This is a genomic window from Desulfuromonas acetoxidans DSM 684, assembly GCF_000167355.1.
GTDB lineage: Bacteria > Desulfobacterota > Desulfuromonadia > Desulfuromonadales > Desulfuromonadaceae > Desulfuromonas > Desulfuromonas acetoxidans.
Window position 1 is genome coordinate 21,672 of record NZ_AAEW02000020.1, and the last position, 24,898, is coordinate 46,569.

Genomic DNA, 24,898 nt, shown 5'->3' on the forward strand with positions numbered 1-24,898 from the left:
GAATTTATTCAGCTGATCGGTTTGTCGCCTGAATCAGCGAGATTTCATCGGCAGAGAAAACCCTGTCAATATCCAGGATAATAATAAACTCCTCGTTGTGCTTACCCATCCCACGGATGAATTCGGTATCGAGTTTTGTCCCGATGCGTGGCGGCGGTTCGATCTGATCGGGATCGAGTTCGAGTACTTCCTGTACCGAATCAACCAAGGCACCAAGCACGCTGGGTTCACCATCCATAACCACTTCTGTAATGATAATACAGGTATTTACCGTGGCTTCAGCCTCGTCCATGCTGAATTTGACCCGCATGTCGACAACAGGAACCACACTGCCTCGCAGATTGATGACACCGCGCATAAAAACAGGCGTTTGTGGGACCTTAGTAACTTCAGTAAAGTCGAGAACTTCACGGACTTTACCTATTTCCAGTGCGAAGACTTCATCATCAAGCTTGAAGGTCAAATACTGGTTCATCTGTTCGAGATCTTCTGCGGCCATACACACTCTCCTTTCAACGTTACCGGCCAATCAACACAACAGTCCTCATGGATTGAACTTTTATAAAATTGCTCTTTTTTGCAACAACTTCTGCATTTCAAACGATCACTGCAATACAAAAAGAACTAATGGCCCTCCCCCTGCTTAATTCGTCCTTCGTCACTGGCTTTTTGCATCAAATAGACGATGTCGAGGATCAGGGCGACACTGCCGTCGCCGAGGATGGTGGCGCCGGAGACGCACTGGACATCGCGGTACATGGGACCGAGGGTTTTGATGACGGTCTGGTGTTCGCCGATGACGTTGTCGACGACGAAGCCGAGCTGCTGGCCGTTGATCTGGGTGATGACGATCTGCTGGACGGCGGGCGGGCTGCCGTGGATCTCGAATTCTTCGCGTAACGGAACGTAGGGCACGAGGTGGCCACGCACTTTGGCAAGGTTGCGGCCGTGGGCGTCGTGGATGTCTTGGGCGGTGAGTTCGACGCATTCTTCGACGGCGGACAGGGGCAGTACATAGCGGCCATCGTCTATCTGGACAAGCAGGCTTTCGATGATGGCGAGGGTAAGCGGAATGCGCAGGCTGACAACGCTGCCTTTGCCTTTTTCGCTTTCTAAGGTGATGCTGCCGCGTAGGGATTCGATGGCGCGTTTGACGACGTCCATGCCGACGCCGCGTCCGGACAGGCCGGTGACTTGCTGGGCGGTGGAGAAGCCGGGAGCAAAGACGAGGTTGAGCAGGTCGGTGTGACTAAGTTGGTCATCAGGGCTGAGAATCTCTTTGCTGATGGCTTTTTGGCGGATCACTTCGGGATCCATGCCTTTGCCGTCGTCGCTGATTTTAATGATGACGCTGTCGCCGGAGTGTTCGGCGCTTAAGTGTACCTGCCCGCACCGGGGTTTGCCGGCGGCGACACGGTCGTCGGGCATTTCGATGCCGTGGTCCATGCTGTTGCGGATGATGTGGACGAGGGGATCGCCGAGTTGTTCGATGACGGTTTTGTCGAGTTCGGTCTCGGCGCCGGTGGTTTTGAGCTCGACTTCTTTACCGAGGTCGGCGCTGATGTCGCGCACGAGGCGTTTGAACTTGCTGAAGGTGCTGCCGATGGGCAACATGCGGATGTTGAGGGTGCTGTCGCGTAAGTCTTCGGTGAGGCGTTCGACTTCTTCGGCGATGGAGAGCAGTTCGGCGTCGTGGCGCTGGTTGGCGACCTGGCTGAGGCGCGACTGGACGGTGACCATTTCACCGACGAGGTTGACGAGGTCGTCGAGTTTGTCGGCGGGTACGCGCAGGCTGCCGGCGCCTTGGGTTTTTTCTTTTTTCTTTTCTTTGAGCTTGCGGATCTCCTGCTGTTCGAGCAGGGCGGAGTCAACCTGATCGCGACTGACGAGACGGGCTTCGACGAGTAGATCGCCGATCCGTTTGTTTTTGGCTAAGACTTCATCGATCTGTTCCTGACTGATGTCGCCGCGCTCAACAAGGATATCACCGAGGCGTTTTTTCTCCATGTCGTCTTCGTCGTTGCCGAGGTCGATGGCTTTGATGATCAGTTCACAGTCGTCTTCGACGAAGATGAACACGTCGCGGATGGCGTCTTCGCCGCAGTCGCTGGTGAGGATGATATCCCAGCTGGAATAGCAGTTTTCGGGATCAAGTTCTTCAAGATCAACGATGTTGGCTTTGTGGGCGATGGTGCGACAGGTGCCGAGTTCACAAAGCTCATCGAGCAGTTGGGCAATGGAGGTGCCGTTGTGCATGATGTCGAGAGACGGCCGAAAACGGATGCGGTAGGTGGTGAGTTCGCTTTGGGGCGCAGTGTTGCTTTCAGCGCTGGTCGTGGTTTGTGTAGCTGGTGATGCGGGGGCTCCACCACGGCTCAGGACCTGAAACTGAGCGACAAGTTCTGCGCCGGTTGCGGCGTATTCGCCTTGTTCGTCGGGCTCGCTGTCGAGCAGGGACAGGATGTGGTCGCGTGCTTTTAAGGAGAGATCGACGAGTTGTTTGCTGACGGGCAGCTCTCCGCTACGCACCAGATCGAAGACGGTTTCGACTTCGTGGGTGAATTGGGAGATGGTGGTAAAGCCGAACATGGCTCCGGAGCCTTTGATGGTGTGCATGGCCCGGAACACTTTGCTAACGGTTTCATGGTCTTCGGGTTGTTCTTCGAGTTCGAGTAACGAGTCCTCGAGCTCACTGAGTAGTTCGTAGGCTTCTTCCTTAAAAGCGTTTTGCGGTGCATCCTGCATGGGCATCCTCGTCTTTGAGGTTTTCGGGTATCCACAAACATTTTCCTGAGTCTTCAGCTTCGTTACAAGCCCGATCCCGAAAGAAGCCAAGGGATTGGGCGCGGTCAACAAAGGCATCGGTGCATTGGTTTTTAAGCTGAAAAAGCTTACCCTGTTTCTGGGCGTATTTGTTAGCGCTGCACAACAGCTGCAACACGCTGTAATCCACGGCGGTGACAGAAGCCATGTCGAGAACGACATGGTCGTGGGCTTGGAGCGCGGCCAGTAACTCGTCTTTGAGTTGACCGATGATGGCAATGCCCAGATCTCCGCTGACGATCAGCAGCTGATAGTCGGCCCCGTCGCTGTTGTGGATCGCTTTGCTTTCCAGTTCAAACATGGCTCCTCCGTTTTACCCTGGTTAACCGAGTACTTTTTTGACGACACCGAGCAGTTTTTGCGGATCAAAGGGTTTGACCAGCCAGCCCGTGAGTCCGGCGGCTTTGCCTTTGGCTTTGAAGTCGGCTCCAGCTTCGGTGGTGAGCATGAGGATCGGGGTGAATTTACAGGCAGGAGAGGCGCGTAGTTTCTGCACCATGGTCAAGCCGTCCATCACCGGCATGTTGAGGTCGGTAAGAACAAGGTCGATTTTCTGGCGCTGGGCAGCGGCCAGTCCTTCCTGACCGTTGCTGGCTTCGATCACCTGGTAGCCGGCACCTTTGAGGGTGAAGGACACCATTTGCAATATGGATTTGGAATCGTCTACGGCTAAGATTGTTTTCGCCATGGAACGGCTCTCCTTTTAATTTATCTAACGTATATCTTTTTGGTTGGTTTTGGCTCTCGTTCAAAACAGCTCAATATCACCTTCGTCCATGTTCTTTTGCGACACCGGGTTATGGTGGCTAGCCTTGACAAGGTCAGTAGACTCAAGGAGAAATCTTTCAAGCTGTTGTATCTGATTTTCAGAGCCGTCCGTCTGTTCAATTTTAACATTAAGGTCACGAACCAATATATCAAGAGACTGAAGTCGCTTATTAACCGTATCAATGACCTGAGTGGCCATGTCTTGAAATTGTAACGACGTGACCGCTTGACGAACCTGTTGAGATACGGATTCGGCGCGATCAGAGATATCCCGCGCACTGCGCTCAACTACGTCATTGAAATTACGAGCCCGTCCCATGGCATGACCAATGTGATCCTGCTCTTCCTGGACCAATTGATCAGAACGCTCGGAGAGGCACTTAATCGAGAGAGTCACGTCTTCAAAGGCTTTTGAAATCTGTTGCACCGAAGTGTCGATCTTTTCACTGAAACGATTGGAACGAATCGACAGGTTGCGCACCTCTTCGGCGACAACGGCAAAACCTTTTCCGGCATTCCCGGCCCGCGCCGCCTCGACAGCAGCATTGATCGCGAGAAGATTAGTCTGATCGGCAATTTTTCGCACTTCTCCGAGCATGCCGAGCACTTTTTGAAACTGCCCTTGCGTGATATCCATTGAGGTCATTAACTGACGAGTCTGTGTATTATTCTCAATGGTGGCATCAAGCAGACGTTGCATAACATCTTCAATCTGCTTAAAGAGCTGCTGAAACGAATCAGCGTTAGTCGTATCATTTCGGCAATCACCATGAATGATTCCCAGTGCAAGCGTTTTTTGTTCTTGGGTGAGATTTTCCAGGGTGGTGAAACTGTTGATCAACTTTTCAATGGCATCGGATAAAATAGTCTGCACCTGACTGTTTTCCTGCTGACCATCCTGACATTGCGAAGAGACTTCCTGCTGCAAACTCTTTAATAAAACCTGAGTTTCGGATAGAAGGGGATGACTGTTATCAATATCGCCGTCGGAGCTAGACCTCTCGCAATTTTTCTTTGAATACGCCAAGCTCCATCCAGAAACCGCAGAAATAAAAACAAAGAGCGGCATCCAAACGGTTTTACTCCACAATAAAGTTCCAGAAAAAACGCCAACAAGGAGTAAAGCACTTATCACAGTTACTTTTTTCAGCACAAATTCTCCAATCAAGGCCAGGAGCTCCCCCAAAAAATCCTAAAAAACATGAATACGAAGACTCATGGCAACGCCACGCTCAAACACATACAAACAATTGAATATATTCACATTAGACCTAATGAAAATATATCCCTGAGCACATTAATTGTCAAAAATTCTAATCCACCACAGCCAGGCCTAATGAAGGCCGCGCCACCTAAGCTATTTCGAAGGACTTACTCAATGTGAATCGGAAAAACTCCTCCAGCATCGGCACATTTAGTGGAAAAACCTTCTTACCCAAGATCAAAGATAAAACCTGATCCCGAGACATCCAGCTATGATCCGAAGCTTCTTGAGTGGCTTGGGGCACGCCCTTAGTCATAACGATCAAAGGTAAGCCGATACACTGGTTCGATTTATCGCTCACGCATGTCAGAGGAACAAAAGACTGTATATCTTCTAAATCGGTAGACTTTGTCATACGGTGAAATGGGTCAATATCCAAGACCTCTAAACCGGACTCTTCTTTGACTTCTCGCCGGGCAGCCTCAAAAATTGTTTCCCCAGCACGAATTTTCCCTTGGGGCAACTCCCACAGCCCATAATATTTATTTTGAGTTGCTGATTTCGTTCGACGTTGCAACAAAATCTTCTTCTGGTCTCCTTCGGAATCTATGGCAATCACTGATACAAAAGGGCGAGCAAAAACTTCATTCACAGGCTTTACTCCTTGGCTTTGTAGAACAAGAATGGTTTATGCGGTTACGGCGTATCCAGAGATTCTGTTAGCGAAGAGCGATGCTTTACTTTCTTCAGTTTTCTAACATCAAAACCCATTTCTTCTGCCATCGCTAAAAAATGACTATAAACATCCTCACTCACCGTTGAAGTTCGCGAAAGCAGCCAGAGGTAGCTATGGTCAGGACCTGCGACAAACGCATATTGATATCCTGGGTCGACATAAAAAACGATATAAGAGCTGTAAAAGGGCCAGAAAAAAGACACCTTGAGATGGCCGAGCCGTTCTGTCTCTTTAAAATAGGCCTTTCCGATGGCCTCTTTCCATTCTCCTTTCTGAACTGAATATCCTCTATTCACCACCCTGATACCGCCGTCATCACGCAAAGAGTATTCAGCTGTCACAGATTCTAAGCCCCGCTCAAAAAAATGATCAAGCCGGGCAATTTCATACCACTTACCCAAATAGCGATTGAGCTCAAACGCCTGTACGGGTTGAACAGGAAGATCGCTCACACATCCTGCCGATGTGAGAATCAGTATGGCTATTCCAAAAAAAGATATTATTCGCATTTCAAAACCTCCGTGGAGTCAAAAGCGTTATCTAGCCGATTGCGCTACTTTTTTAAGACCAGATTCGCTGCAATTGTGTCCACCTGTCGCAGGTCCCCGCACAAGGTAACACCCGGTGGAAGAGACATGTCTTCAACAGCCTTCCCCCCAACGATAATTTGAACATCATCAGGGAGCAATGTCCTCAGGGCAACGATATCGTCAAACGCTTTATGGCGTTGATAGTTACCGCTGAATGAAAGTGCGACAGCCTGTGTCTTCAGTTCCTGGCATATCCGAGGGACCTCTGCGGTAGGAACATCATCACTAACCACACTACAGTAAACACCCTGCAGATTAAAGAGACACGCTCCCATCATCAACCCCAACCGATGACGTTCTCCATTAAGTGTCACAAAGGCACAATGCGGCTGCTCACGGGTAGGTTTTGCATCGTCCAAGAACAACTTAAGTTGATTCATCACCACATCAGAAATCAGATGTTCACGCGAGATTGTAACATTGCCGACAATCCACCCATTTTCTAACGCTGACAATAAAGGAAGAAGCCCATGAAAAATAAAATCAGCGCATCCCTTTGCCGCCCACTTAGATAAATACGCTTCAACATCAGCGGCTGAACCAAAACAAACTAATGACAAAAGACCTTCTTCACCAGAAAACGAGCGCTTTTGCATGGCAGTAAGAAGTTCAAACCTCTGCTCAGGCGTAAGAGAAAAAATCTCCTTGGGCTTCTTGCCAAGCATTTGAAGATTACGGACCAAGCGGAGTTCCTCCAACTGCTGTTGCGAATATCTTCGATGGCCACGACGGTTTCTCTGGGGTACAGGGTTGCCATAACGTTTTTCCCAGACCCTGATGGTATCCGGAGTAATTCCGAGCTCTTGAGACAACTGCTGAACTGTCAACATTTAAGACTCCATATTTTGTCCTAGACAAACTTGCATCTATATGAATAATATCCTTAAAAATAAATATGCGTCTATCTTTTTTTGCCAACAATACCGTTTATGTACATTCGAGGAACCTATGGAGTTTTTACAAAACAAACAGGATGAAATCGTTGAGGGTCTTGTTCACTTTTTCAACGCCCGAATTGAAGAAAAGCCCCACGAGACATTACGGCAAGTTGAAAGCGAGCTAAAAACCCTCTATATCCGCTTTGACAACGATTGGACCGGAAGAGGTGTCGTCGGAGACGCTACGTTGACAGCGACAATTTCAGGCCTGGAGGGGGTTCGCGCAGAATGTCTGCGGCGACTAGAGACCCGAAACAGCGCGGATGGAGACGAACAATGAAAGTCGCTATTGTTGGTGCCGGAATGGCCGGACTGACGGCTGCCCACATCCTGGATTCCCACGGGATTGATGTGACTGTTTTTGAAAAAAGCAAGGGAACCGGTGGTCGTATGTCCAGCCGCTCTTTTGCAGGTGGGTGGATTGATCACGGCACCCCTTATTTTAGTGCCGAGACGGTTGGCTTCCAGAGCTTTTTAAAAAAATTCGCAGACAAAAAAATCATTGAACCCTGGGCTGCTCGTGTCAATGGGCCGTTGGCTCTTGATGAGATCGTTCATTACATCTCAGTTCCACGCACAAGTGCATTGACACGAGCACTTCTCGCAGACATCAAGTTTCACCCCTCAACACATATTTCAATGATTGAAAAAACGGATTCAATGTGGCGAATCTATAATGACGGCCGAACTGACCTCGGATTGTGGGATCTTGTGATTCTCGCCATTCCGTCCCCGCAAGCAGTGCAGTTACTTGTGGACCAAAAGGATCTTCGCGCAAAAGTAGAAGGGGTAGAGATGGAGCCTTGCTGGATTTGTGCACTACAGCTCCCCGGTCCGGTCCAACACATCCAAGATGTGACAGTCTTCACCGATAATGATATTCGTAGAGTAACCTGCAACAGTGCGAAAAAAGACCGGGCCAACCAACATGTCTATATAGTCCAAGCCTCCGCAGCATGGTCAGAAAAGCATCTGGAAGAACCTCCCGCTGCCATCGGAAATCAACTTAAACAAAAATTTCTGAACACTTTTAATCTTAATTTCGAATGCGACGTCCTGTTCAGCCATCGGTGGCGTTACGGCTTTACGACAACCCCGTTAGCGCAACCCTATCTGTGGGATGAGCAACAACGTCTAGGGGTCTGTGGCGATTGGTGCCTTGGCCGCCGGGTCGAAGATGCCTGGAAAAGCGGCTCAGAACTTGGAAAAACAATTCTATCCTCGTTAAAAAAAGGGGGGCCGTCGTGCATGTCTACACTCTAAAACGCGTGCAGTCTTTGCCGATTGACATTGAAACGGCCTGGGACTTTTTTTCGAATCCGGCAAATCTGGAGAAAATAACGCCTGCTTGGCTCAATTTCAAAGTTCGTTCTGAGTTACCCCCTAAAATGTATGCCGGGCTTATTGTTCAGTACTTTGTCCATCCCGTGGCAGGAGTTCCCGTTCCGTGGACAACAGAAATAACCCACGTGGATGAACCCTGTTTTTTCGTCGATGAGCAACGACTGGGGCCGTATAAATTCTGGCACCATCAACACCACTTCACTCCGAGCGATGCGGGCATTGTCATGACAGATATCGTTCACTACTCATTGCCTTTTGGGCCAGTAGGACGAGCGTTTCATCCCATCTACATAAAAAGAAAACTCGAAGCAATCTTCGACCATCGTTTCAACGTGCTCAAGCAGCGATTTTCAGATAATGCATAAAGTTTTTCATACATCACAAAGAAGACAATACGACAATGAATCTGATAACCGACATTGAATTACAACACGTGCCTGAAAAAGACACTTGGCTCTGTGATGCTGATTTTAACACGGGACATGGAGTCCTCTGCGCCAAGGTCAGTACAACAGGCGAGAGAAAGTTTTATTTCAGGTATTACACAGAAAACTTTAAACGTGTCAGGCTTGCTTTGGGGAAATACGACCCGGCAGGAAGACGAGGCTTAACCCTCTACAGCGCTCGAAAAAAAGCCCGAGAACTTTCCAGTCTGCACAAAGCGGGAATTAAGAACATCAGGGAACACCTGAGTAGCTGAACCTGATAACAGGTCGAACCGCCATGACCATGGTTCGTTATATGAAAGGAAAAACGCACTGTGAACTGTCCACGATGTCATTCCATACCCCGCATCAGTCAAAACAATGGAAATATGATTATCAGCTGCGCCGTTAAGGAACTGGCAGAAAAAATGGTTGAATTCCTTAACCGCCATCAATTGGCTTTTCAACGAGAAGATAGCCGGACTCTTTACGTCAAGATCGTCAATTTTAAGACGATTATTGACCAATTATGCCATGAGCACTTTACCAGCGCAGTACAGCGAGAAGGAATTACGGTCCTGTTTCTTGACAACGGTGAAAAACTCACTGCAGAAAAAATCAAGTATATCAAAACACTGCAACAGTACTATGATCTGATCAAGGCGCAAAAGCTCATTTCTCTGATCGACAATCATGCCTTGACAACCTATTTCCAACCGATTGTTGACATTCCCAACAACTCAATTTATGGCTACGAAACATTGTGCCGCGGCGTCGATGATGACAACAGTTTAATCAGCCCATCGCTTCTTTTTGAATGGGCCAGGCAAGCAGATATGCTGTTCTACCTTGATCGAGAATGCCGCGAAATGTCTTTGAAAACAGCGGCAGTAAAAAATATCAGAGCTAAGGTATTTATCAATTTCATCCCTACGGCTATTTACGATCCACATCATTGCCTACAATCAACGGTCAAATGGGCTAACCAGCTGGAATTTGATCCTAAAAATATCATTTTTGAAGTAACTGAAAGTGAACGCGTAGAAGACATCGATCACCTTAAAGACATTCTCGACTATTATAAGTCTCAAGGCTTCATGATTGCCCTTGACGATATCGGCAGTGGCTACTCTTCTCTTAACATGGTCGCGAAATTACAGCCGGATGTGATCAAGGTTGATCGAGAATTGATCAAAGATATTCACGAAAACAGCATGAATCAATCAGTTTTCTGCGCCATCAATCAAATCGCCAAAGACAACGGAACATTGGTTTTGGCCGAAGGCGTCGAGAAAAGTGAAGAACTGAGATTTTGTGCAGAACACGGTGCCGACCTCGCCCAAGGATATTACTTCGGACGACCTAATGGCGAGCCACTAAGAAAACTGTAACGCGGAAAGGATAACCCGTATGCCTCACATTGTTTTAGAAAACATTGCATCAACTGAAGAAGCTTTTGAAGCGATTACCCCTTTTGCCGAAAAAACAGAAAACGGAATCCTTAAAGTCACGGACAAATACTTTAGTCCGGTATCAAGATCTGTGTTAATTGAAACCCTTGTTATCGAAGAAGGACAGAGACAAAACTTCTTTATCCAACTATCACAAAAGAAAAATGCCGTCACGGTCCGTCTTTTCCCTCTTACCGACCCAGAAAAAACCGTTGGTGTCAAACAGACCATGGCAATAATTGCCAAACAGATTAAGAACCTTAAAGACAATATAAATTATGGCAAAACCAACCTAGAACCGTTTTTGATCGATTGAATTGTGTGGTTACGTTTGGGCAGATAAGACTATAGTGAGAGAAGTAGCATTTTAACAGGCCCATTGCTTCATTTTCTACTGCAACGCCACAAATTCGAACAACGATCAATTACTTCGGGGAATACCCCCACACCAGCCTAGTTGTGAGAATGGCACAACCGTCTTTTTGCCACGAGATAAGAGCTATACTCAGACTAGACTTATCTTTGTTGCGACAGACCCGCAAAAGGACTCGCACCCATTGACGACTTAATACAGAAAAGTGCACTCTATTCGCAAGGAGTGACGAATTGAAGATAAGTAATTTTACAACAGACAGTGCGACTCTTCAGGAGATTGGCAAACGCTTGGCCGAATTGCGCATCTCCCTGAATTTGACCCAATCCCAACTGGCTGCCAATGCTGGAATTGGAAAACGAACCCTTGAACGAGTAGAATCTGGAGAGCCTACGCAAACAACAACACTTATTCGTATATTACGAGCCATAGGACAATTAGAGCCATTGGATGCGCTTCTTCCAGAATCGCAAATACGACCAATACAGATCTTACGCAATTCAAGCCGAAAGAGAAAACGAGCGTCATCGTCAAAACACAAGCCTGAAAACACCCAACCTTGGACGTGGGGAGATGAAGAATGACCACAATCAAAAATCTCTACGAGGAGACACTAAACATTTCATTTGAATGAGGGGCAAACACAGAGTACAAAACAGATAGGAGTTGCCAACGTTGATGTATTGATAAATTCCGAGGAGCATTGACCAAGCAACCTGACGTTAGGAGAAAAAGATGGAAACCTTCATTGCCCTTTCTTATCTCTATATTCTATTTGCGGTGGTAATCATCATTCACGACAAGATCGTTGAGAAACACAATAAACGGGAAGAGCTGAAATCCAAAAGCCTAACGACGAAAGCCCCCAACAACAACCATCTGTAACACAAGGAAATAGTTTTTATTTTACACACCAAGCAAAATATAGTTGAGTCCTCTCCAGCATTCTTAACCCTCTAGACCAAACCCAGCTATAAGACTGTATTTTCAAGATGTTACAGCAGAACTCCATCTTATGGACCAAGGTGGACGAAAGTGGTCACTACTTGGTCAAAACTGAACCAAGTGCGACAACCACCTAACATCAATAAGGTTTTCAGAGGGAAACTGCAAATAATTGCTCCTCATAGAAGACTATAGGAACAACTCTTTCCAGTAGACATCTAAAGCTTCACCAAAGGTCAACCCTGGGCGCACATAAAGATTAGAATTATCGATAAAAAACGAATTAAAATACAGACACAAGATAGAATTGCGAAAGAAAATCGTTTATAAACGCATGATAATATAGATAATATTCAATTTTATAACGTTTTATGTTTTTATAAAAAAATGGCCTCCGGAACCGGTGGTCTTACCCTCTTTATACATCCAGTGGGCAGCGATCCCCTCTTCAGCAATGCGGTGCATCTCTTCAGTGCGAATCTGCACCTCCATGCGCTTGCCATACGGACCAATCACCGAGGTGTGCAACGACTGGTACATATTAGCTTTCGGCATGGCGATGTAGTCTTTAAACCGCCCCGACACCGGTTTCCACTCGGCATGGACAATACCCAGCGCCGCATAGCACTCACGCACCGAAGTCACAATCACCCGGAAGGCGATCAGATCGTACATCTGGTCAAGATCAATTTTCTGACGTTGCAGCTTGCGGTACACGGAATAGATATGCTTAGAGCGTCCCGACACATCACCATCAATCCCCTGCTTGGCCAGAATAGCATGTAGCTCATTCTTGACCCGCTGGACATACTGATCACAGGCATCGGTTTTAAACGCCATGACCTTGCCGTTAAGCTCGGCATACTCATCGGGATAAAGGTGCTGAAACGACAGGTCTTCGAGCTGGCTTTTCATCCAGCTGATACCCATGCGGTTAGCCAACGGCGCATAGACATCCATGGTTTCACGAGCAATGCGCTGCTGTTGTGCATCGGGCAAACAGCTCAGGTTCTGCATGCCGTGAAGTCGGTCGGCCAACTTGATAAGGATAATACGAAAGTCGCGGGCAATCGCCAGCAGCATCTTACGAAAGCTCTCGGCCTGTCGCTCTTCACCGCGCTTGAAGATGATGTTATTGATTCTGGTCAGACCTTCAACCAGCATGTGAACCTGATCGCCAAAACGCTCCCTGAGCTCGGCAGAGGTCACCATCTCTTTCTGCAGAACATCATGGAGCAGCCCGGCGGCAACGGTCGGCACGTCCATCTTCAGACGCAGCAATAGCTCCGCCACAGCCACAGGATGGCTGAACGCAGGCAAACCGCAAGGCAGGTCCTGACCCTGATGGAGTTGCTGGCTAAAAGGATAGGCTCGCCGGATCAGGTCAAGATCCGCATCGGGAAGGTATTCTTTAACGGTATTGAGGATATCTTCGAGTGACTTCAATGATGCCCTTTAACCACTCTGACCCGCCTTTCGTGAATCAAACCACGATCAACAGGGTATGTTGGTGACCGTCCGTGTCAAATGACAGGACGGTCACGTGAACAATTTTATTCGGCACCTTCTGGCACCGACACCGGACTTAGTGAGTACGGGTGTCGGGAGCGTCGAACTCAATTTTTCCGGCGGCAATCTCACGCAATGCTTGAACGACTTTTTTATTGCCGGACACGTTCTCAATCAATGGTGTTGCACCACGATACAATTGCTTGGCGCGCTTGGCAGCAACCATCGCCAGCAGAAAACGGTTATCAATCTTCTCCAGACAGTCTTCAACAGTAACACGTGCCATGATTTAATATTCTCCCTAAAAGGCTTTCGCCGTTTGTTCTTGATTCTTTTGAGCTTTTTGTCAAAAGCCACAAGAGGCCTTTGACAAACGATTATCTATCGCCGGGCGATCATCTGTTCTACAAAGGGATACACATGCCGTCCACGACATGTTTCCGCTTCGATAATTCCCTGCAACTGCTTTGCGGCATGGTCAATATCGTCGTTGATGACAATGTAATCATACCACTGCGCTTCACGTAATTCACCTGCGGCATTATCAAGCCGACGGGAAATCACGGCATCGCTATCAGTACCACGCTGACGCAAACGCCGCTCCAGCTCATCCATGTCTGGTGGTGCAATAAACACGAACACCGCTTCAGCCGCCTGTTTTTTCAGCTGTGCCGCGCCCTGGAAGTCAATATCCAGAAGCACATCATGCCCCTGAAGACGCGCATCCTCAAGCGTTTTCAGCGCCGTACCGTAGTAGTTGTCATGAACCTGCGCCCACTCGACAAAAGCGTTGTCGTCAATCATGCGTCGAAAGGTGTCGACCGACACAAAATGGTAATCCACACCATCGGTTTCACCACCACGCATCGGGCGCGTGGTAAAAGAGACAGAGTGCCCCAAATTCGGAAATATGTCAATCATCCGCTTGCACAGCGTTGTTTTTCCGGCTCCAGACGGTGCCGAAACGACAAACAGAACTCCTTCACGTTTCATTCGTCCGTTCCTACTCGATGTTCTGTACCTGTTCACGGATCTTTTCCAATTCCGCCTTGATCGCCACAACCTGACGGGTCAACTCCGCATCATTGGACTTGGATCCCATGGTGTTGGTTTCGCGGTTGAGCTCCTGAATCAGGAAATCCATCTGCCGGCCCACGGCATCCTCGCTTTCAAACAACTGGCGAAACTGAACCAGATGGCTCTTGAAGCGCACCACCTCTTCACTGATATCGCAACGATCAGCAAAAATGGCCACTTCTTGCGCAACGCGTTGCGGATCGGGTTCCACATCGCTCTGCAGCCGCTCCAGACGTTGCTGCAATTTCTGTCGCCACTCGTCCACCACCAGAGGTGCCCGCTCTTCAATCACCTGCAGCAGACTCTCCATATCGCTGAGACGCTCCTGAATATCTTCCTGCAGAGCTGCGCCCTCTTTGAGACGCATGGTCTCAACAGCATCAATAGCTTTTTCCAACGTCTGCTGTAAGGTATCTCGGACCAGCACTTCATCAAGATTGGTCTCCTGAAGAGTGACCACATCTTTTTGGGCAACCAGCAGAGAAAGAGGGATATCACCGCTAAGATGGTAGCGCTCACTCATGGCACGAAACAGGTGAACATATTCCGTGGCCAAAGCATCGTTTGCCACTGGAGTCACCACGGCCTGCGCTGTCGATTCGCGATTGACGAAAACATCGATTTTGCCACGCGTCAGACGCTCCGCCGTCCATTTCTTCAGATCACGTTCGAGAAACATCAGAGTCCGAGGCACCTTGACGGTGATGTCAGCATAACGATGATTCACCGTTTTTATCTCGACACTGTAATGCGCATCGCTTCCGCCAACCTGCCCTTTACCATACCCTGTCATGCTTTTGATCATAATCGGTCCATTTCTATCACAACGATGCCATATCGCCCGTTAAGGCCCTACCGCATCCTGTAAAAAATTTTGGGAAACTTCTCTCTTTTTCCACCATCCAGAGTTGTATCATAACGGCGAATCCCTGTACATGAAAACACCGGTTAACGCCACGGCGCGGGGAAGTGCTTTTTGTTTGACAATCAAAACAAACTAAGTTCAAATAGTTTGAAAAACAAACAACAGGAGTTTTCCCATGCCGATCCCCCACGACCTGACCCATGTTTTGATTGAACTGTACGACAAAATCTCCTCCTGGGAGCAAACCGTGGTCAAGGACAGCGGCCTGTCGCCAGCTCAGATGCATGCGGTTGAAATTGTCGGCCATCACGGCGAGATGCGCATGAAAGAGATGGCCCAGCGCATGGGGATCACCACCGGGACGTTGACCGTCATGGTTGATCGGCTCGAAACTCTCGGAGCACTGCATCGTCAACCCAACCCGAAAGACCGCCGCTCCTATGTGATCGTCCTGACCGATAAAGGGCAGCAACTGTTCAATGAACATCACAAACTACACGAATTGCTGACACGAGAGATGACCACGACATTTAACGACGAGGAAAAAAACATGTTGCAACAACTCCTCACCCGACTGGTCCAGCAATTTTAAGCGCCAAAGGAGCTTTAACATGAATCCGCCCCCCATCGACCATTGGCAACACGACCACAGTTTTCACCACGACAACCGTCAAGCGGAACGCAATACCCATCGGGTGATCCTGTTGACTCTGGTGATGATGGTGATTGAAATTCTCGGCGGCTGGCTGTTCGGTTCCATGGCCTTATTAGCCGACGGCTGGCACATGGGGACACACGTTTTTGCCCTGGGAATCACAGCGGCAGCCTATATCTACAGCCGCCGTCACGCAGCAGACACCAGCTACAGCTATGGGACCGGCAAAGTCGGTGTTCTCAGTGGGTATACCAGCGCGATCCTACTGGCGGGCGTTGCCGCCCTGATGATCGGTGAATCCATTGACCGCCTGCTCCATCCCAACGCCATCCACTTCAATGAAGCCCTGCTGGTTGCCGTTATCGGTCTCATTGTCAACCTGGCCAGTGCCGCCATGTTGCACGCCGGTGGCGAGGATCACGGCCACCATCATGGTCACAGCCATCATCACGATCACAATTTGAAAGCCGCCTACCTGCATGTTATTGCCGATGCGTTAACCTCAGTGACGGCCATTGTCGCATTGCTGTGCGGTAAATATTTTGGTTGGATGTGGCTGGACCCTGCCATGGGAATTGTCGGCGCCGTGATCATAGGCATCTGGGCCTGGGGACTGATGAAAGACACCAGCAGTATCCTGCTTGATCGACAACCCGACGCCACCATCAACCAACAGATCCGCGAAGCCCTCGAAAGTGACCACACCAAAATTGCCGATCTGCACGTCAGACACATCAGCCCGCACGCTCTTGCTGCAGAGATCTCTCTGGTCAGCTACGAACCATTCACAACTCGCGTATACAAAGAACAATTAAACGCAATCAAAAACTTGCAACATACAACCATTGAGGTTCATCATTTCAATGACATTACATCCGTCAGCCCATCCAGCCCTTAACAGGTTGGCGACAAAACGTTTTCAACCGCCTGTCCAACAAAGACGTTGTAAGGAGAAAAGCAATGGGAAAATGTCTGAAAGGAAAATCCACCGTCAAAAAAAACGATGCCAAGGTGAAATGTGAACGATGTGGCGCCTTGGCCGACAAAAAAAAGAACGTCTGCTGCGCAGAAAAAATTACTCCAAAAACGACCAAAAAAGTTCCCGGCAGCAAGAAGAAAGCGAAATAGCCAAGCTGGCTGCCCACAGTTTTACAACGATGCAATCTCACGGTCCAAGTCGCTCCCCGGTAAGGCAAGCAGGGCTGCGCCTGTCCGCAGCCCCTGTAAAAGCGTAAGCGGAAAATGCGACTCCCGTCTTGGTTACAAAATTAAGAACTTAAAAACCTTTCTTTGATTTTGTAAGCCCACCGTGGGCTCACAGGCTGTTTTTCAACAGCCTGCCAGGCCCTTGTTCGGTGCTAAAAATATCTAATCACATTGTACTGCCTTTCCCTTGGGATCAATGCTATGATCGCCAGCCTTTGCTGATATTCTGATCGGAACGTCAGCCTCAATAAATCATGTAATCCGACGATCATTCATCGACATTTTTCTGGAGAAGTCATCCCTTATGAAAAGCACCACCCTCAGTGCCGGAGCCACTATTGATGCGCGCTGCACCAAGTGCCGCGAAATTACCAATCACACCATCATCGCCATGGTCGACGATCAACCCGCCATGGTCATGTGCAACACCTGCCAGGGACGCCATAAATACCGGGCACCCAAAGCCGAAAAACCGGCAACGACAACTCCGAGTCAGAAAAAAGCTCCGGCTAAAAAACGCCTCACTGCCGAGCAACGCGATCAACAACAATGGCAAGACCTCAACCTGGACTCTTGCTCAAACGTTAAAATCTATGCCATTGATGTGCCATTGAAGGTGAAAGATATTGTCCGCCATCCGACGTTTGGGCTCGGACAGGTCACAGGAAAAACGGGCCAGGATAAGGCCACGGTGTTATTTGAAGGGGGAAGTAAAATCTTGCGTTGCGCAAAAGCGTAAGAGCGATGGCTCAGCGTGCCCAGCCACGGCTCAGAGCGACAGCTTCGGACCAGCGCGTCATCAACTGATCGGCCTGACGGCGGGGCATGACAGCCTCAAAACGTTGTCGGCCGTGTTGGCAATGTTGTAAATCCTCGGATGTCGCCCACACCCCTGCTGGCAGGCCGGCTAAAGCCGCTGCACCAAAGGCGGTGGTCTCACTGATCGGCGGGACAATGACCGGCACCCCGAGAATATCCGCCTGAAACTGCATCAAAAAAGCATTGCTGACCGCGCCGCCATCGGCACGCAGTTCCGTCAGAGCAACACCGGATTCGCGTGCCATGATCCGCGCCACATCCGTCACCTGATAAGCCATACTCTCCAAGGCTGCCCGCACCAGATGGGCGCGGGTAGTGCCGCGAGTCAACCCGACCATGACACCACGGGCATAGGGATCCCAATACGGGGCACCGAGGCCAGTCAACGCCGGGACAAAATACACATCATCATTGCTGGTCACAGACTCGGCAAGAGCCGCACTGTCCGCTGCATCGTCAAGCAGACCAAGACCATCACGCAGCCATTGAACCGCCGCGCCGGTAACAAAAATAGACCCTTCTAAAGCATAGGTAACAGGACCTCCTTCGAGTTGCCAGGCGATGGTCGTCAGCAGATGATCACAGATCACCGGTGTGGTTCCGGTATTAAGCAGCAAAAAGGAACCGGTGCCATAGGTGTTCTTGGCCATACCCGGCTGATGACAGATCTGTCCAAATAGAGCGGCCTGCTGATCACCGGCAACTCCGCACACCGGAATGCTCACCCCGCCAAACAGATCGGGGGGCAGTTTCTGTAATAAACCCGGCGGAGGGTTTGACCTGCGGCAATATCGCTTCAGGAATGTCCAGACGACTGAGAATCGCCTCATCCCAGCAGCCCTGGTGAATGTCGTACAGCAGTGTTCGCGACGCATTGGTCACATCGGTGGCATGGCAGCGACCGCCGGACAAATTCCACAACAGCCAGCTGTCAATGGTACCAAAGGCCAGTTCCCCCTGACGGGCGCGATTGCGCAAGGTTTCCGACTGCTGAAGCAGCCAGTGTAGCTTGGTTGCGGAAAAATAGGGATCAATACGTAGACCGGTGCGCTGCTGCCACTCCGGTTCCAGCCCTTCATCTTTGAGCTGCGCGCAAAAATCGGCGGTTCGCCGATCCTGCCAGACAATGGCCGGAGCAACGGGTCGTGAGGTAAGACGGTCCCACATCACCACGGTCTCACGCTGATTGGTGATACCGATGGATCCGATCTTTTCAGGTGAGATCCCCCCTTGAGCCAGGGCTTGGCGCATGACGTTCAGAGTAACATCCCAGATCTCTTCAGCATCATGTTCTACCCAGCCGGGCCGGGGATAGGATTGACGGAATTCGCTGTAGGCATGACCACATACGGCGCCGTCGCGGTCAAAGACCAGAACCGTCGTACCAGTGGTTCCCTGATCAACGGCCAGAACATAAGATGTCATTCGAGCCTCCTGGCGCGCAACAGCCCCCAGCGCCTCAGTCCCCATCCAACAGGGTGCGAATCTCCTCCCGTTGTCGATCCGAAATGACGGAAAAATGGAGACCGACACCTGGAACCATCATCTTCTGGCCCCACTCTCGACACCAGCGGACTTCAACCATGATCGGTGAGTTATCCATCAATTCAATGATACGGACCCACAAACGCTCGCCCACCTCCAACGCCTCGGTTGTCATCAAAAAACAGCCACCAATCGACATGTCCATGGTGACGGAGCGCTGCACCACCTCTGAAGCGAGCTGATCGTGAAAGGAATAAATCACATTGCAATGAATCGGTTTGCGCTGGCACATACGCAGGCAGCGCGGCAGAAAATTTGAGCAATAGGTTTCAACAAACTTGCGAATGGAGATATTTTGGCCGGGACCGGCCCCCGTCATCAGAGTACGGATCTCCCCGGTTGCCGGATCGAGCCGCAGCCGCAGGGAGGGATAAACCTCCAGCAGCTCCTGAATCACCTCCCGGTCAAACTGGCTGGCGCGGATGCTGCTCACCACATCAAGCAGGACACCACTACAGGGGATGGTGTTGGATTCTTTAAAAAACTCCTTGAAGTCCGACACCACAACAGCCATGGCGCCTTCCTCAGGCAACGCCTTGAGATAATGCTGTTGAACCTCAGGATCGTGCGTATATAACAGTAACTTCAGCATCGGCAAGTCATCCTGCGTGAAGGAAGCAACTTCTACTTTCTAGCACCCGTTAAAAACCACCCAGGGTCCGGCGTTTCTTGCGGGAAAACTTGCCGGCAACCCAGCCGACAAACAACACACCGCCACCGGCAACAAACCACTTGATCATCGCAGTTTTAAGCACTGCGGCATTTTGCTCTTCAAGACGTTGCGCCTTTTCACTGAGCTTGGCAAATTCTTTTTTCAGTTGTTGTCGCTCCTTATCGATCAGAACGACATTTTCCGCTTTATCCTGCAGATCACTGTACTCTTTTTGAGTTTGCTGCAACGTCTGCTGCACCTGCTCAAGCTCTCGTCGTGTCTGAATCAGAGATTCTTCGAGCTGAGCATTCGATTCACTGAGCGTATTCACCGAGCCATGACGGTCCGCCAACTTCTTTTCCAGATTGGCAACATCCTGCTTCAACTTGGCGATCACCGTTGTTTTGGGAACCGTCCGAGAGATGTATTGCTTGAGAACATAGCCTTCGGTTCCGTCTTTCAATTGAACCCGCAGATAACGCCCCTGTTCCTCAAGCACTTCGACAGCGCTATCCGTTGGCAGCGTTTTTATCACCCGGTATTGATTGCCCATCCCTTCGCGCACGGTAATCACCAGACGGTCGGAGACATAACGGGTTTCCGCCCAGGCGCTGGTCATGCCGGTTAACAATAAGAGTATCACCACGATCAAGCCGTGAAGTTTCATCAACAGACTCCTTTGCAGTGTAATTGACCTTTACAGTGAATACGTATCGTCAATAAAACAAATTTTCTTTAACAAATCAGAAATATTGCGTGGCTCGGATATGACGAATTCTTTTAATCCAGAGGCCAGTCCGTTTCATAACCGGGCGGGTAAAAATTTTCCCGGGTGCGATTAAAATAGCCATATTGGATGGCCGGTACCTGCTGCTTGACATGATCAAGCATCGCCTTCATGCCCATCCCCGGCTCCCCCTGCGGCATGGCCTGTAGATACATCAGTGGATCTAGGCACAAGTTGCGCATCTGGATCAGGTCGACCTGGCGATTATCAATCACCTTAAGCAACGCTTCAACTTCCGCAGGCTGATCAGTAATACCGGGAAAGACCAGGTAATTGAGCATGACAAACAAACCGTTTTGTTTGGCGAGACGGATCGACTCCAGCACATCGGCAAACGCATAGCCCCGCGGTCGGTAATAGGCATTATAAAACGGTTCTCGTAAGGAATTCAAAGAGACACGGATCGAATCGATTCCCGCTTCGGCCAGCTTAACCACCTTGTCCGGCAACGAGGCATTGGAGTTAAAGTTGATGGTGCCGCGCGAGGTCTGTTGGCGCATGGCGCGCACCGCCTCGCAGATGGTGTCGGCCTGGAGGATCGGATCACCCTCGCAGCCCTGACCAAATGAAACAATGGCGTTTTCCGCCTGCTCCAGATGCGGCACGGCGGTCTGGCACAACTCTTCGACGGTCGGTACAAAGGTCAGGCGTTCCTGGCTCGACGGACAACATTCGTTCTCTTCCGCCTGATAGGACAAACAGCCCAGGCAGCGCGAATTACATACCGGTGAAGTCGGCAACGGCGCTTCCCAACGACCGAGAAACAGGTTTTTCGCAGCAAAGCAGTGATAGTCCAAAGCACAGCGCGACAACTGGTCGAGCAGACGGTTGTCAGGATACTGGGCAAGAATTTTTTCGACACCGGGCGCTACTTCACGGTCGTCAAAACGCTCCGGCTGCCATTGCACATTGCGGTCAACCTTTTGTGCGGCAACGTAAAAACGTTCTTCCTCCAGACACCAGCCAACGGCCGTGTACGCCCACAACGGCAAGGTCTCACGATCTTTGCCATAGGCAGCAGCCGGCAACAACGTGCGGGTAAAGGCCGGGGCCATAAAGGCACACACCGCTTCGATTTTTTCACCGCCCCAACGCCGCGGCAAGCGCTCAGCCGTGACAAAGCGGTTCTGGCGTTGGTCAAATCCCACCGGCGGCGTCTGTGGCAAGGTAAACAGGCGACTGCCTTCCGGCAGCGGAATCAGCTCTTCGTCCAGTGGCCGACACAGGGTCATGCCATTCATACCGGCCATGAGCAGATCGGGATGTTCAAACACCTCACCGTCTGCGGTGGCCACCACCATGTGAATCGTTTTTCCCTGCGCTGTCGGCTGTAACCGTTGCTTTGCCATCTATAAAATCACCCTGCCAAGTATTCTGAAGTTAAAGGACTTATGCTACCCGAAAATCCGCGCTAACAACACCATTTATTTGTTTTTTCAGCCTCTTTTCCCTTTTCTCAGACACCGCCCTCGGCTAGACTGAGCGCCATGCGAACCCTGTTAACCACACTACACAGCAAATACATCCATCCCAGCCTGGCCTTGCCTTATCTGGCCGCCTATTGCCAGCAGGATGCGACTGTCAACTGCGGCGAACTGCTGATCCGCGAGTTCACCCTGCACGAACCAAAAGAAAACGTGCTCTACGAGTTGCTCAAGAAGCAGCCGGATGTGATCGCCTTTTCCGTTTACCTGTGGAACCGTATCGCCACCCTGGAGTTGGTCGATGCCCTGCATGTGGCGGCACCGCAGATTCGTATCATCCTCGGCGGCCCGGAAGTCAGTTATGAAACCGCCTCGTTATGGCAACACCATCCGGGCATTAATGCCATCATTCGCGGTGAAGGGGAACAACCGTTGCGCGCGCTGCTGCACTCCTGGCGAACCGGAGAACAACCACAGCTGATCCCCGGGATCGAACAACGCAATGGCGAACAGATCATCGATGGTGGCGACGGTCCGCTGTTAGAGTCACTGGACAGCATCCCGTCGCCGTTTGAAAGTGGCGACATGGACTGTGAGCGCGGCTTCGTCTATTACGAAACTAGCCGCGGCTGCCCATACAGCTGTGCCTTCTGCATGAGCGCATTGGATACGCGGGTCCGCTCGTTTTCCATCGAGCGCATTGAGCGTGACCTGCTGTGGCTGATGAAACGGGAGATTCCCAAAGTCAAACTGGTGGATCGCACCTTCAACTACGACCCACGTCGCGCGTACCACATTTTCAGTTTTATCCTCCAGCACAACCGCTGCAGCCATTTCCATTTTGAGATCGGTGCCCATCTGCTTGATGAGGCCACATTGGAGCTGCTCAAGACCGTGCCGGACGACATGTTCCAGTTCGAGATCGGCATCCAGTCCACCCTGCCGGAAACGTTAAAAACCATCAAGCGTCATGCCCCGCAGCAGCAGTTGTTTGACAATATTCGCGCCCTGATTGAGACCACCCAGGTCCACCTGCACCTTGATCTGATTGCCGGATTGCCGGGCGAAGACATGGCCCAGATGGTCAAGGGCTTTGATCAGGTGATGGCCCTCAATCCCGATCATTTGCAGATTGAAACAGTCAAACTGTTGCCGGGCGCACCACTGCGCCAGCAGGCCCAACACCATCAACTGGTGTTCGACCCCAACCCGCCCTACCGGGTGCTGGCAACACCAACCATGGACTATAACGATCTGGAAGAAATCCGCGCCCTGAGCCGGGTGCTGGATCTGACCTGGAACTGCGGCCGGGCACGTAATCTGCTCAGATACTTAGGCAATTACTACCAAAGTATGGGCAAAGCCTTCCTGGCCATCGCTCAAGACTGGCAACAGCGCAACGTGTTGCGCTTTCCGCTGGGGCAAAAGGAGTTGTTTGAACAGCTAGCGGCATTTATCCGTCATCAGACTGATGTGAATACGCAACCCATTCTGCTCGACATCCTCGCCCGTGATTGTGCCCTCACCGAACGGCTGACGCCGGGCAATGCGCCGGACTTTTTCGATCTGAATCTCGACCGCGATCAGCAGGCACGCCTCAAACAATGCGTCGCGGAACAGCTACAACGCATTCAGGGGCAAGGGATTAAGCTGCAGCATTTTGCTGCTCGCTTTCACCACCTGCCTGAACGTGAACCTGCCGTGCATGTGTTTTTCTATCTGACCGGGAGTGGACGCAAGATGGAGGTGAAAGAAACGATCCTCAACGAAGAAAGTACCATCTGATCGTTGCGAAATAGAACGAGGAATACGTGTTCGGACGGCTTGGCTCTAAAGCGGTATGAATCCCAGCGTAATGCAACAGCCCCTAGCCGCCATTCGCGACACGTGAAGCCTACCAATTGATCACTAATGGCAAATCAGGACGAAGGTCCCTGGATAATCCACTCCGGCCATGATCCAATGTAAGCGTTACCAGATGCTCGCTCCCAAGCTCAATTTGAAGTCGATCGGTCGATTGTAGTACACACAGTGTCTCTGACATTTCGCCAAGAGGGACAGAGAGCTGAACATGACTCATGGACTTAAATGTTCCTGTTTCTTCTTTTCGTCTAACAGGACCAACAAATGGGATGTAAACGCACAGGGGCTCTTCCAAAATTTCAGAATTATCGCCAACATGAAATGCATTGAGTGGCTCAAAATAGTCGGGTTGATATTTCCAACCGCTAAACGGCATTCCTGAATTTGAATCACTGGTTCTCGTCAAAATAATACCAAACGGCGAGGCATTTTCTTTTTGAATCCGTTCCGGAAATCTCGTTTTTTGCGCGGGACCATTATTCGCCTCTTGGCGGTCACGTAAATAGAGTAATTCAACCATTCCGTTAGAAAACGTAAAGCGCCGATCTGAAGTACCTTGGCCCTTATGGTCCCGGCTAAAACTTTCACTCAGCCCAATGGAAACCAAAAGATCACCCGCTTCTTTGGGGTTGTCCGTCAGTATGAAGAAGTGGTCCAGCTCTGACCTACAACATAGTAACCGTTGACTTGCCCCCCCTTTCTTTCGGCAACTGAGACCGACTCGTGAGTTAAAAACGAAGCCCTGTAGCAAATTGACATCAGCCATAGAAAAGAAAAAAACCTGTTGCCGCAAGAGGATAGCGCCTTTGGGGCAAGAAGTTTTTTATATCCATCTCTCGTTTTGAGATTTTCCTCACCTCCACGTACCTTTCAAAAGCACCCTGAAAAACGCTTAAAAA

General features: G+C 50.1%; 28 protein-coding genes and 1 pseudogene. 12 read left to right on the forward strand and 17 right to left on the reverse strand.

Translation table 11 applies throughout. From position 1 onward, the window contains the following. Window positions 1–4: 4 nt before the first annotated feature. The 8 genes from DACE_RS14125 to DACE_RS14160 all read right to left on the reverse strand — a co-directional run bounded on the left by DACE_RS14125 (window position 5) and on the right by DACE_RS14160 (window position 6,951). Window positions 5–499, reverse strand: coding sequence for a chemotaxis protein CheW (locus DACE_RS14125; RefSeq protein WP_006002311.1), 495 nt, complete (start codon window positions 497–499; stop codon window positions 5–7). Window positions 500–624: 125 nt separating this feature from the next. Continuing rightward, window positions 625–2,745: a chemotaxis protein CheA gene (locus tag DACE_RS14130; protein WP_006002313.1), complete on the reverse strand. Its 2,121-nt coding sequence runs from the start codon at window positions 2,743–2,745 to the stop codon at window positions 625–627. Further along, window positions 2,717–3,124, reverse strand: coding sequence for an STAS domain-containing protein (locus tag DACE_RS17570; RefSeq protein ID WP_006002314.1), 408 nt, complete (start codon window positions 3,122–3,124; stop codon window positions 2,717–2,719). Before DACE_RS17570 ends, DACE_RS14130 begins: the two co-directional genes overlap by 29 nt. Window positions 3,125–3,145: 21 nt before the next feature. Further along, a complete protein-coding gene (locus DACE_RS14140) occupies window positions 3,146–3,511 on the reverse strand; it encodes a response regulator (RefSeq protein WP_006002316.1) in 366 nt (121 codons plus the stop codon). Window positions 3,512–3,571: 60 nt separating this feature from the next. After that, window positions 3,572–4,744 (reverse strand): methyl-accepting chemotaxis protein, encoded by a 1,173-nt coding sequence (locus tag DACE_RS14145; RefSeq protein ID WP_006002318.1) that lies wholly within the window; start codon window positions 4,742–4,744, stop codon window positions 3,572–3,574. Window positions 4,745–4,943: 199 nt separating this feature from the next. Continuing rightward, the gene (locus tag DACE_RS17575) at window positions 4,944–5,447 is read right to left on the reverse strand and encodes an NUDIX hydrolase (protein WP_006002319.1); all 504 of its coding nucleotides are present in this window, start codon (window positions 5,445–5,447) and stop codon (window positions 4,944–4,946) included. A gap of 44 nt (window positions 5,448–5,491) precedes the next feature. Then, window positions 5,492–6,040: a lipocalin family protein gene (locus DACE_RS14155; RefSeq protein ID WP_006002321.1), complete on the reverse strand. Its 549-nt coding sequence runs from the start codon at window positions 6,038–6,040 to the stop codon at window positions 5,492–5,494. A gap of 44 nt (window positions 6,041–6,084) precedes the next feature. After that, on the reverse strand, window positions 6,085–6,951 hold the full coding sequence (locus tag DACE_RS14160; protein WP_006002322.1) for a MerR family transcriptional regulator: 867 nt from the start codon (window positions 6,949–6,951) through the stop codon (window positions 6,085–6,087). Between the two features lie 118 nt (window positions 6,952–7,069). Here DACE_RS14160 and DACE_RS14165 point away from each other — a divergent pair, with 118 nt between their 5' ends. From DACE_RS14165 to DACE_RS18235, 8 genes are all read left to right on the forward strand, one after another. Continuing rightward, entirely contained in the window at window positions 7,070–7,339 is a 270-nt protein-coding gene (locus DACE_RS14165; protein WP_040367582.1) for a hypothetical protein, read from the forward strand. Further along, window positions 7,336–8,322: an NAD(P)/FAD-dependent oxidoreductase gene (locus DACE_RS14170; RefSeq protein ID WP_006002326.1), complete on the forward strand. Its 987-nt coding sequence runs from the start codon at window positions 7,336–7,338 to the stop codon at window positions 8,320–8,322. Before DACE_RS14165 ends, DACE_RS14170 begins: the two co-directional genes overlap by 4 nt. Continuing rightward, entirely contained in the window at window positions 8,304–8,768 is a 465-nt protein-coding gene (locus DACE_RS14175) for an SRPBCC family protein (protein WP_006002327.1), read from the forward strand. Before DACE_RS14170 ends, DACE_RS14175 begins: the two co-directional genes overlap by 19 nt. Before the next feature lie 35 nt (window positions 8,769–8,803). Then, a complete protein-coding gene (locus DACE_RS14180) occupies window positions 8,804–9,103 on the forward strand; it encodes an Arm DNA-binding domain-containing protein (RefSeq protein ID WP_006002329.1) in 300 nt (99 codons plus the stop codon). A 114-nt stretch (window positions 9,104–9,217) separates the two neighbouring features. Next, window positions 9,218–10,219 carry an EAL domain-containing protein gene (locus DACE_RS14185; RefSeq protein ID WP_081450035.1) on the forward strand — a complete coding sequence of 334 codons (1,002 nt, stop codon included), beginning with the start codon at window positions 9,218–9,220 and terminating at the stop codon, window positions 10,217–10,219. Window positions 10,220–10,238: 19 nt separating this feature from the next. After that, window positions 10,239–10,595: a hypothetical protein gene (locus DACE_RS14190; RefSeq protein WP_006002334.1), complete on the forward strand. Its 357-nt coding sequence runs from the start codon at window positions 10,239–10,241 to the stop codon at window positions 10,593–10,595. 290 nt (window positions 10,596–10,885) lie between these two features. Continuing rightward, window positions 10,886–11,236 (forward strand): helix-turn-helix domain-containing protein, encoded by a 351-nt coding sequence (locus DACE_RS17980; protein ID WP_040367584.1) that lies wholly within the window; start codon window positions 10,886–10,888, stop codon window positions 11,234–11,236. 151 nt (window positions 11,237–11,387) lie between these two features. Beyond that, window positions 11,388–11,537, forward strand: a complete 150-nt coding sequence (locus DACE_RS18235; protein WP_155809151.1) for a hypothetical protein — start codon at window positions 11,388–11,390, stop codon at window positions 11,535–11,537. 429 nt (window positions 11,538–11,966) lie between these two features. Here the strand turns inward: DACE_RS18235 and DACE_RS14200 are convergent, their stop codons facing one another. The 4 genes from DACE_RS14200 to DACE_RS14215 all read right to left on the reverse strand — a co-directional run bounded on the left by DACE_RS14200 (window position 11,967) and on the right by DACE_RS14215 (window position 14,988). Beyond that, window positions 11,967–13,043, reverse strand: coding sequence for a RelA/SpoT family protein (locus DACE_RS14200; protein ID WP_006002337.1), 1,077 nt, complete (start codon window positions 13,041–13,043; stop codon window positions 11,967–11,969). A gap of 139 nt (window positions 13,044–13,182) precedes the next feature. After that, window positions 13,183–13,392 (reverse strand): DNA-directed RNA polymerase subunit omega, encoded by a 210-nt coding sequence (rpoZ, locus tag DACE_RS14205; RefSeq protein WP_006002339.1) that lies wholly within the window; start codon window positions 13,390–13,392, stop codon window positions 13,183–13,185. 95 nt (window positions 13,393–13,487) lie between these two features. Then, complete coding sequence (gene gmk / locus DACE_RS14210) at window positions 13,488–14,099, reverse strand: guanylate kinase (RefSeq protein WP_006002341.1); 612 nt, start codon at window positions 14,097–14,099, stop codon at window positions 13,488–13,490. 10 nt (window positions 14,100–14,109) lie between these two features. After that, window positions 14,110–14,988 (reverse strand): YicC/YloC family endoribonuclease, encoded by an 879-nt coding sequence (locus DACE_RS14215; RefSeq protein WP_006002342.1) that lies wholly within the window; start codon window positions 14,986–14,988, stop codon window positions 14,110–14,112. Between the two features lie 235 nt (window positions 14,989–15,223). Between DACE_RS14215 and DACE_RS14220 the strand changes: the two genes are divergently transcribed. The 3 genes from DACE_RS14220 (at window position 15,224) to DACE_RS14230 (ending at window position 17,648) form a co-directional block, all read left to right on the forward strand. Then, window positions 15,224–15,640 (forward strand): MarR family winged helix-turn-helix transcriptional regulator, encoded by a 417-nt coding sequence (locus tag DACE_RS14220; RefSeq protein ID WP_006002344.1) that lies wholly within the window; start codon window positions 15,224–15,226, stop codon window positions 15,638–15,640. A gap of 19 nt (window positions 15,641–15,659) precedes the next feature. After that, the gene (dmeF, locus tag DACE_RS14225) at window positions 15,660–16,601 is read left to right on the forward strand and encodes a CDF family Co(II)/Ni(II) efflux transporter DmeF (protein WP_006002347.1); all 942 of its coding nucleotides are present in this window, start codon (window positions 15,660–15,662) and stop codon (window positions 16,599–16,601) included. A gap of 612 nt (window positions 16,602–17,213) precedes the next feature. Then, entirely contained in the window at window positions 17,214–17,648 is a 435-nt protein-coding gene (locus tag DACE_RS14230; RefSeq protein WP_006002349.1) for a hypothetical protein, read from the forward strand. A gap of 10 nt (window positions 17,649–17,658) precedes the next feature. Here DACE_RS14230 and glpK read toward each other — a convergent pair. The 4 genes and pseudogenes from glpK to DACE_RS14250 all read right to left on the reverse strand — a co-directional run bounded on the left by glpK (window position 17,659) and on the right by DACE_RS14250 (window position 22,061). Continuing rightward, a pseudogene (gene glpK, locus DACE_RS19025) lies at window positions 17,659–19,153 on the reverse strand (glycerol kinase GlpK). Window positions 19,154–19,187: 34 nt separating this feature from the next. Then, on the reverse strand, window positions 19,188–19,865 hold the full coding sequence (locus DACE_RS14240) for a PilZ domain-containing protein (protein WP_006002351.1): 678 nt from the start codon (window positions 19,863–19,865) through the stop codon (window positions 19,188–19,190). Window positions 19,866–19,914: 49 nt separating this feature from the next. After that, on the reverse strand, window positions 19,915–20,592 hold the full coding sequence (locus DACE_RS14245; protein ID WP_006002353.1) for a TIGR04211 family SH3 domain-containing protein: 678 nt from the start codon (window positions 20,590–20,592) through the stop codon (window positions 19,915–19,917). Window positions 20,593–20,705: 113 nt separating this feature from the next. Then, a complete protein-coding gene (locus tag DACE_RS14250) occupies window positions 20,706–22,061 on the reverse strand; it encodes a radical SAM family protein (protein ID WP_006002355.1) in 1,356 nt (451 codons plus the stop codon). A gap of 138 nt (window positions 22,062–22,199) precedes the next feature. Between DACE_RS14250 and DACE_RS14255 the strand changes: the two genes are divergently transcribed. Then, on the forward strand, window positions 22,200–23,921 hold the full coding sequence (locus DACE_RS14255) for a B12-binding domain-containing radical SAM protein (RefSeq protein ID WP_006002356.1): 1,722 nt from the start codon (window positions 22,200–22,202) through the stop codon (window positions 23,919–23,921). Window positions 23,922–24,030: 109 nt separating this feature from the next. Here the strand turns inward: DACE_RS14255 and DACE_RS14260 are convergent, their stop codons facing one another. Next, window positions 24,031–24,765 (reverse strand): hypothetical protein, encoded by a 735-nt coding sequence (locus tag DACE_RS14260; protein WP_238326428.1) that lies wholly within the window; start codon window positions 24,763–24,765, stop codon window positions 24,031–24,033. Window positions 24,766–24,898: the final 133 nt, after the last annotated feature.

What these genes read in the sequence shown, in the direction of transcription:
- DACE_RS14180 (WP_006002329.1), top strand. Translation starts at nt 8,804, where the DNA reads ATGAATCTGATAACCGACATTGAATTACAACACGTGCCTGAAAAAGAC.
- DACE_RS14260 (WP_238326428.1), bottom strand. Translation starts at nt 24,765, where the DNA reads ATGGCTGATGTCAATTTGCTACAGGGCTTCGTTTTTAACTCACGAGTC.
- rpoZ (WP_006002339.1), bottom strand. Translation starts at nt 13,392, where the DNA reads ATGGCACGTGTTACTGTTGAAGACTGTCTGGAGAAGATTGATAACCGT.
- DACE_RS14170 (WP_006002326.1), top strand. Translation starts at nt 7,336, where the DNA reads ATGAAAGTCGCTATTGTTGGTGCCGGAATGGCCGGACTGACGGCTGCC.
- DACE_RS17570 (WP_006002314.1), bottom strand. Translation starts at nt 3,124, where the DNA reads ATGTTTGAACTGGAAAGCAAAGCGATCCACAACAGCGACGGGGCCGAC.
- DACE_RS14250 (WP_006002355.1), bottom strand. Translation starts at nt 22,061, where the DNA reads ATGGCAAAGCAACGGTTACAGCCGACAGCGCAGGGAAAAACGATTCAC.
- DACE_RS14215 (WP_006002342.1), bottom strand. Translation starts at nt 14,988, where the DNA reads ATGATCAAAAGCATGACAGGGTATGGTAAAGGGCAGGTTGGCGGAAGC.
- DACE_RS14165 (WP_040367582.1), top strand. Translation starts at nt 7,070, where the DNA reads ATGGAGTTTTTACAAAACAAACAGGATGAAATCGTTGAGGGTCTTGTT.
- DACE_RS14130 (WP_006002313.1), bottom strand. Translation starts at nt 2,745, where the DNA reads ATGCAGGATGCACCGCAAAACGCTTTTAAGGAAGAAGCCTACGAACTA.
- DACE_RS14125 (WP_006002311.1), bottom strand. Translation starts at nt 499, where the DNA reads ATGGCCGCAGAAGATCTCGAACAGATGAACCAGTATTTGACCTTCAAG.
- DACE_RS14155 (WP_006002321.1), bottom strand. Translation starts at nt 6,040, where the DNA reads ATGCGAATAATATCTTTTTTTGGAATAGCCATACTGATTCTCACATCG.
- DACE_RS14140 (WP_006002316.1), bottom strand. Translation starts at nt 3,511, where the DNA reads ATGGCGAAAACAATCTTAGCCGTAGACGATTCCAAATCCATATTGCAA.
- gmk (WP_006002341.1), bottom strand. Translation starts at nt 14,099, where the DNA reads ATGAAACGTGAAGGAGTTCTGTTTGTCGTTTCGGCACCGTCTGGAGCC.
- DACE_RS14185 (WP_081450035.1), top strand. Translation starts at nt 9,218, where the DNA reads ATGATTATCAGCTGCGCCGTTAAGGAACTGGCAGAAAAAATGGTTGAA.
- DACE_RS14245 (WP_006002353.1), bottom strand. Translation starts at nt 20,592, where the DNA reads ATGAAACTTCACGGCTTGATCGTGGTGATACTCTTATTGTTAACCGGC.
- DACE_RS14160 (WP_006002322.1), bottom strand. Translation starts at nt 6,951, where the DNA reads ATGTTGACAGTTCAGCAGTTGTCTCAAGAGCTCGGAATTACTCCGGAT.
- DACE_RS14220 (WP_006002344.1), top strand. Translation starts at nt 15,224, where the DNA reads ATGCCGATCCCCCACGACCTGACCCATGTTTTGATTGAACTGTACGAC.
- DACE_RS14255 (WP_006002356.1), top strand. Translation starts at nt 22,200, where the DNA reads ATGCGAACCCTGTTAACCACACTACACAGCAAATACATCCATCCCAGC.
- DACE_RS18235 (WP_155809151.1), top strand. Translation starts at nt 11,388, where the DNA reads ATGGAAACCTTCATTGCCCTTTCTTATCTCTATATTCTATTTGCGGTG.
- DACE_RS14240 (WP_006002351.1), bottom strand. Translation starts at nt 19,865, where the DNA reads ATGCTGAAGTTACTGTTATATACGCACGATCCTGAGGTTCAACAGCAT.
- dmeF (WP_006002347.1), top strand. Translation starts at nt 15,660, where the DNA reads ATGAATCCGCCCCCCATCGACCATTGGCAACACGACCACAGTTTTCAC.
- DACE_RS14190 (WP_006002334.1), top strand. Translation starts at nt 10,239, where the DNA reads ATGCCTCACATTGTTTTAGAAAACATTGCATCAACTGAAGAAGCTTTT.
- DACE_RS14230 (WP_006002349.1), top strand. Translation starts at nt 17,214, where the DNA reads ATGAAAAGCACCACCCTCAGTGCCGGAGCCACTATTGATGCGCGCTGC.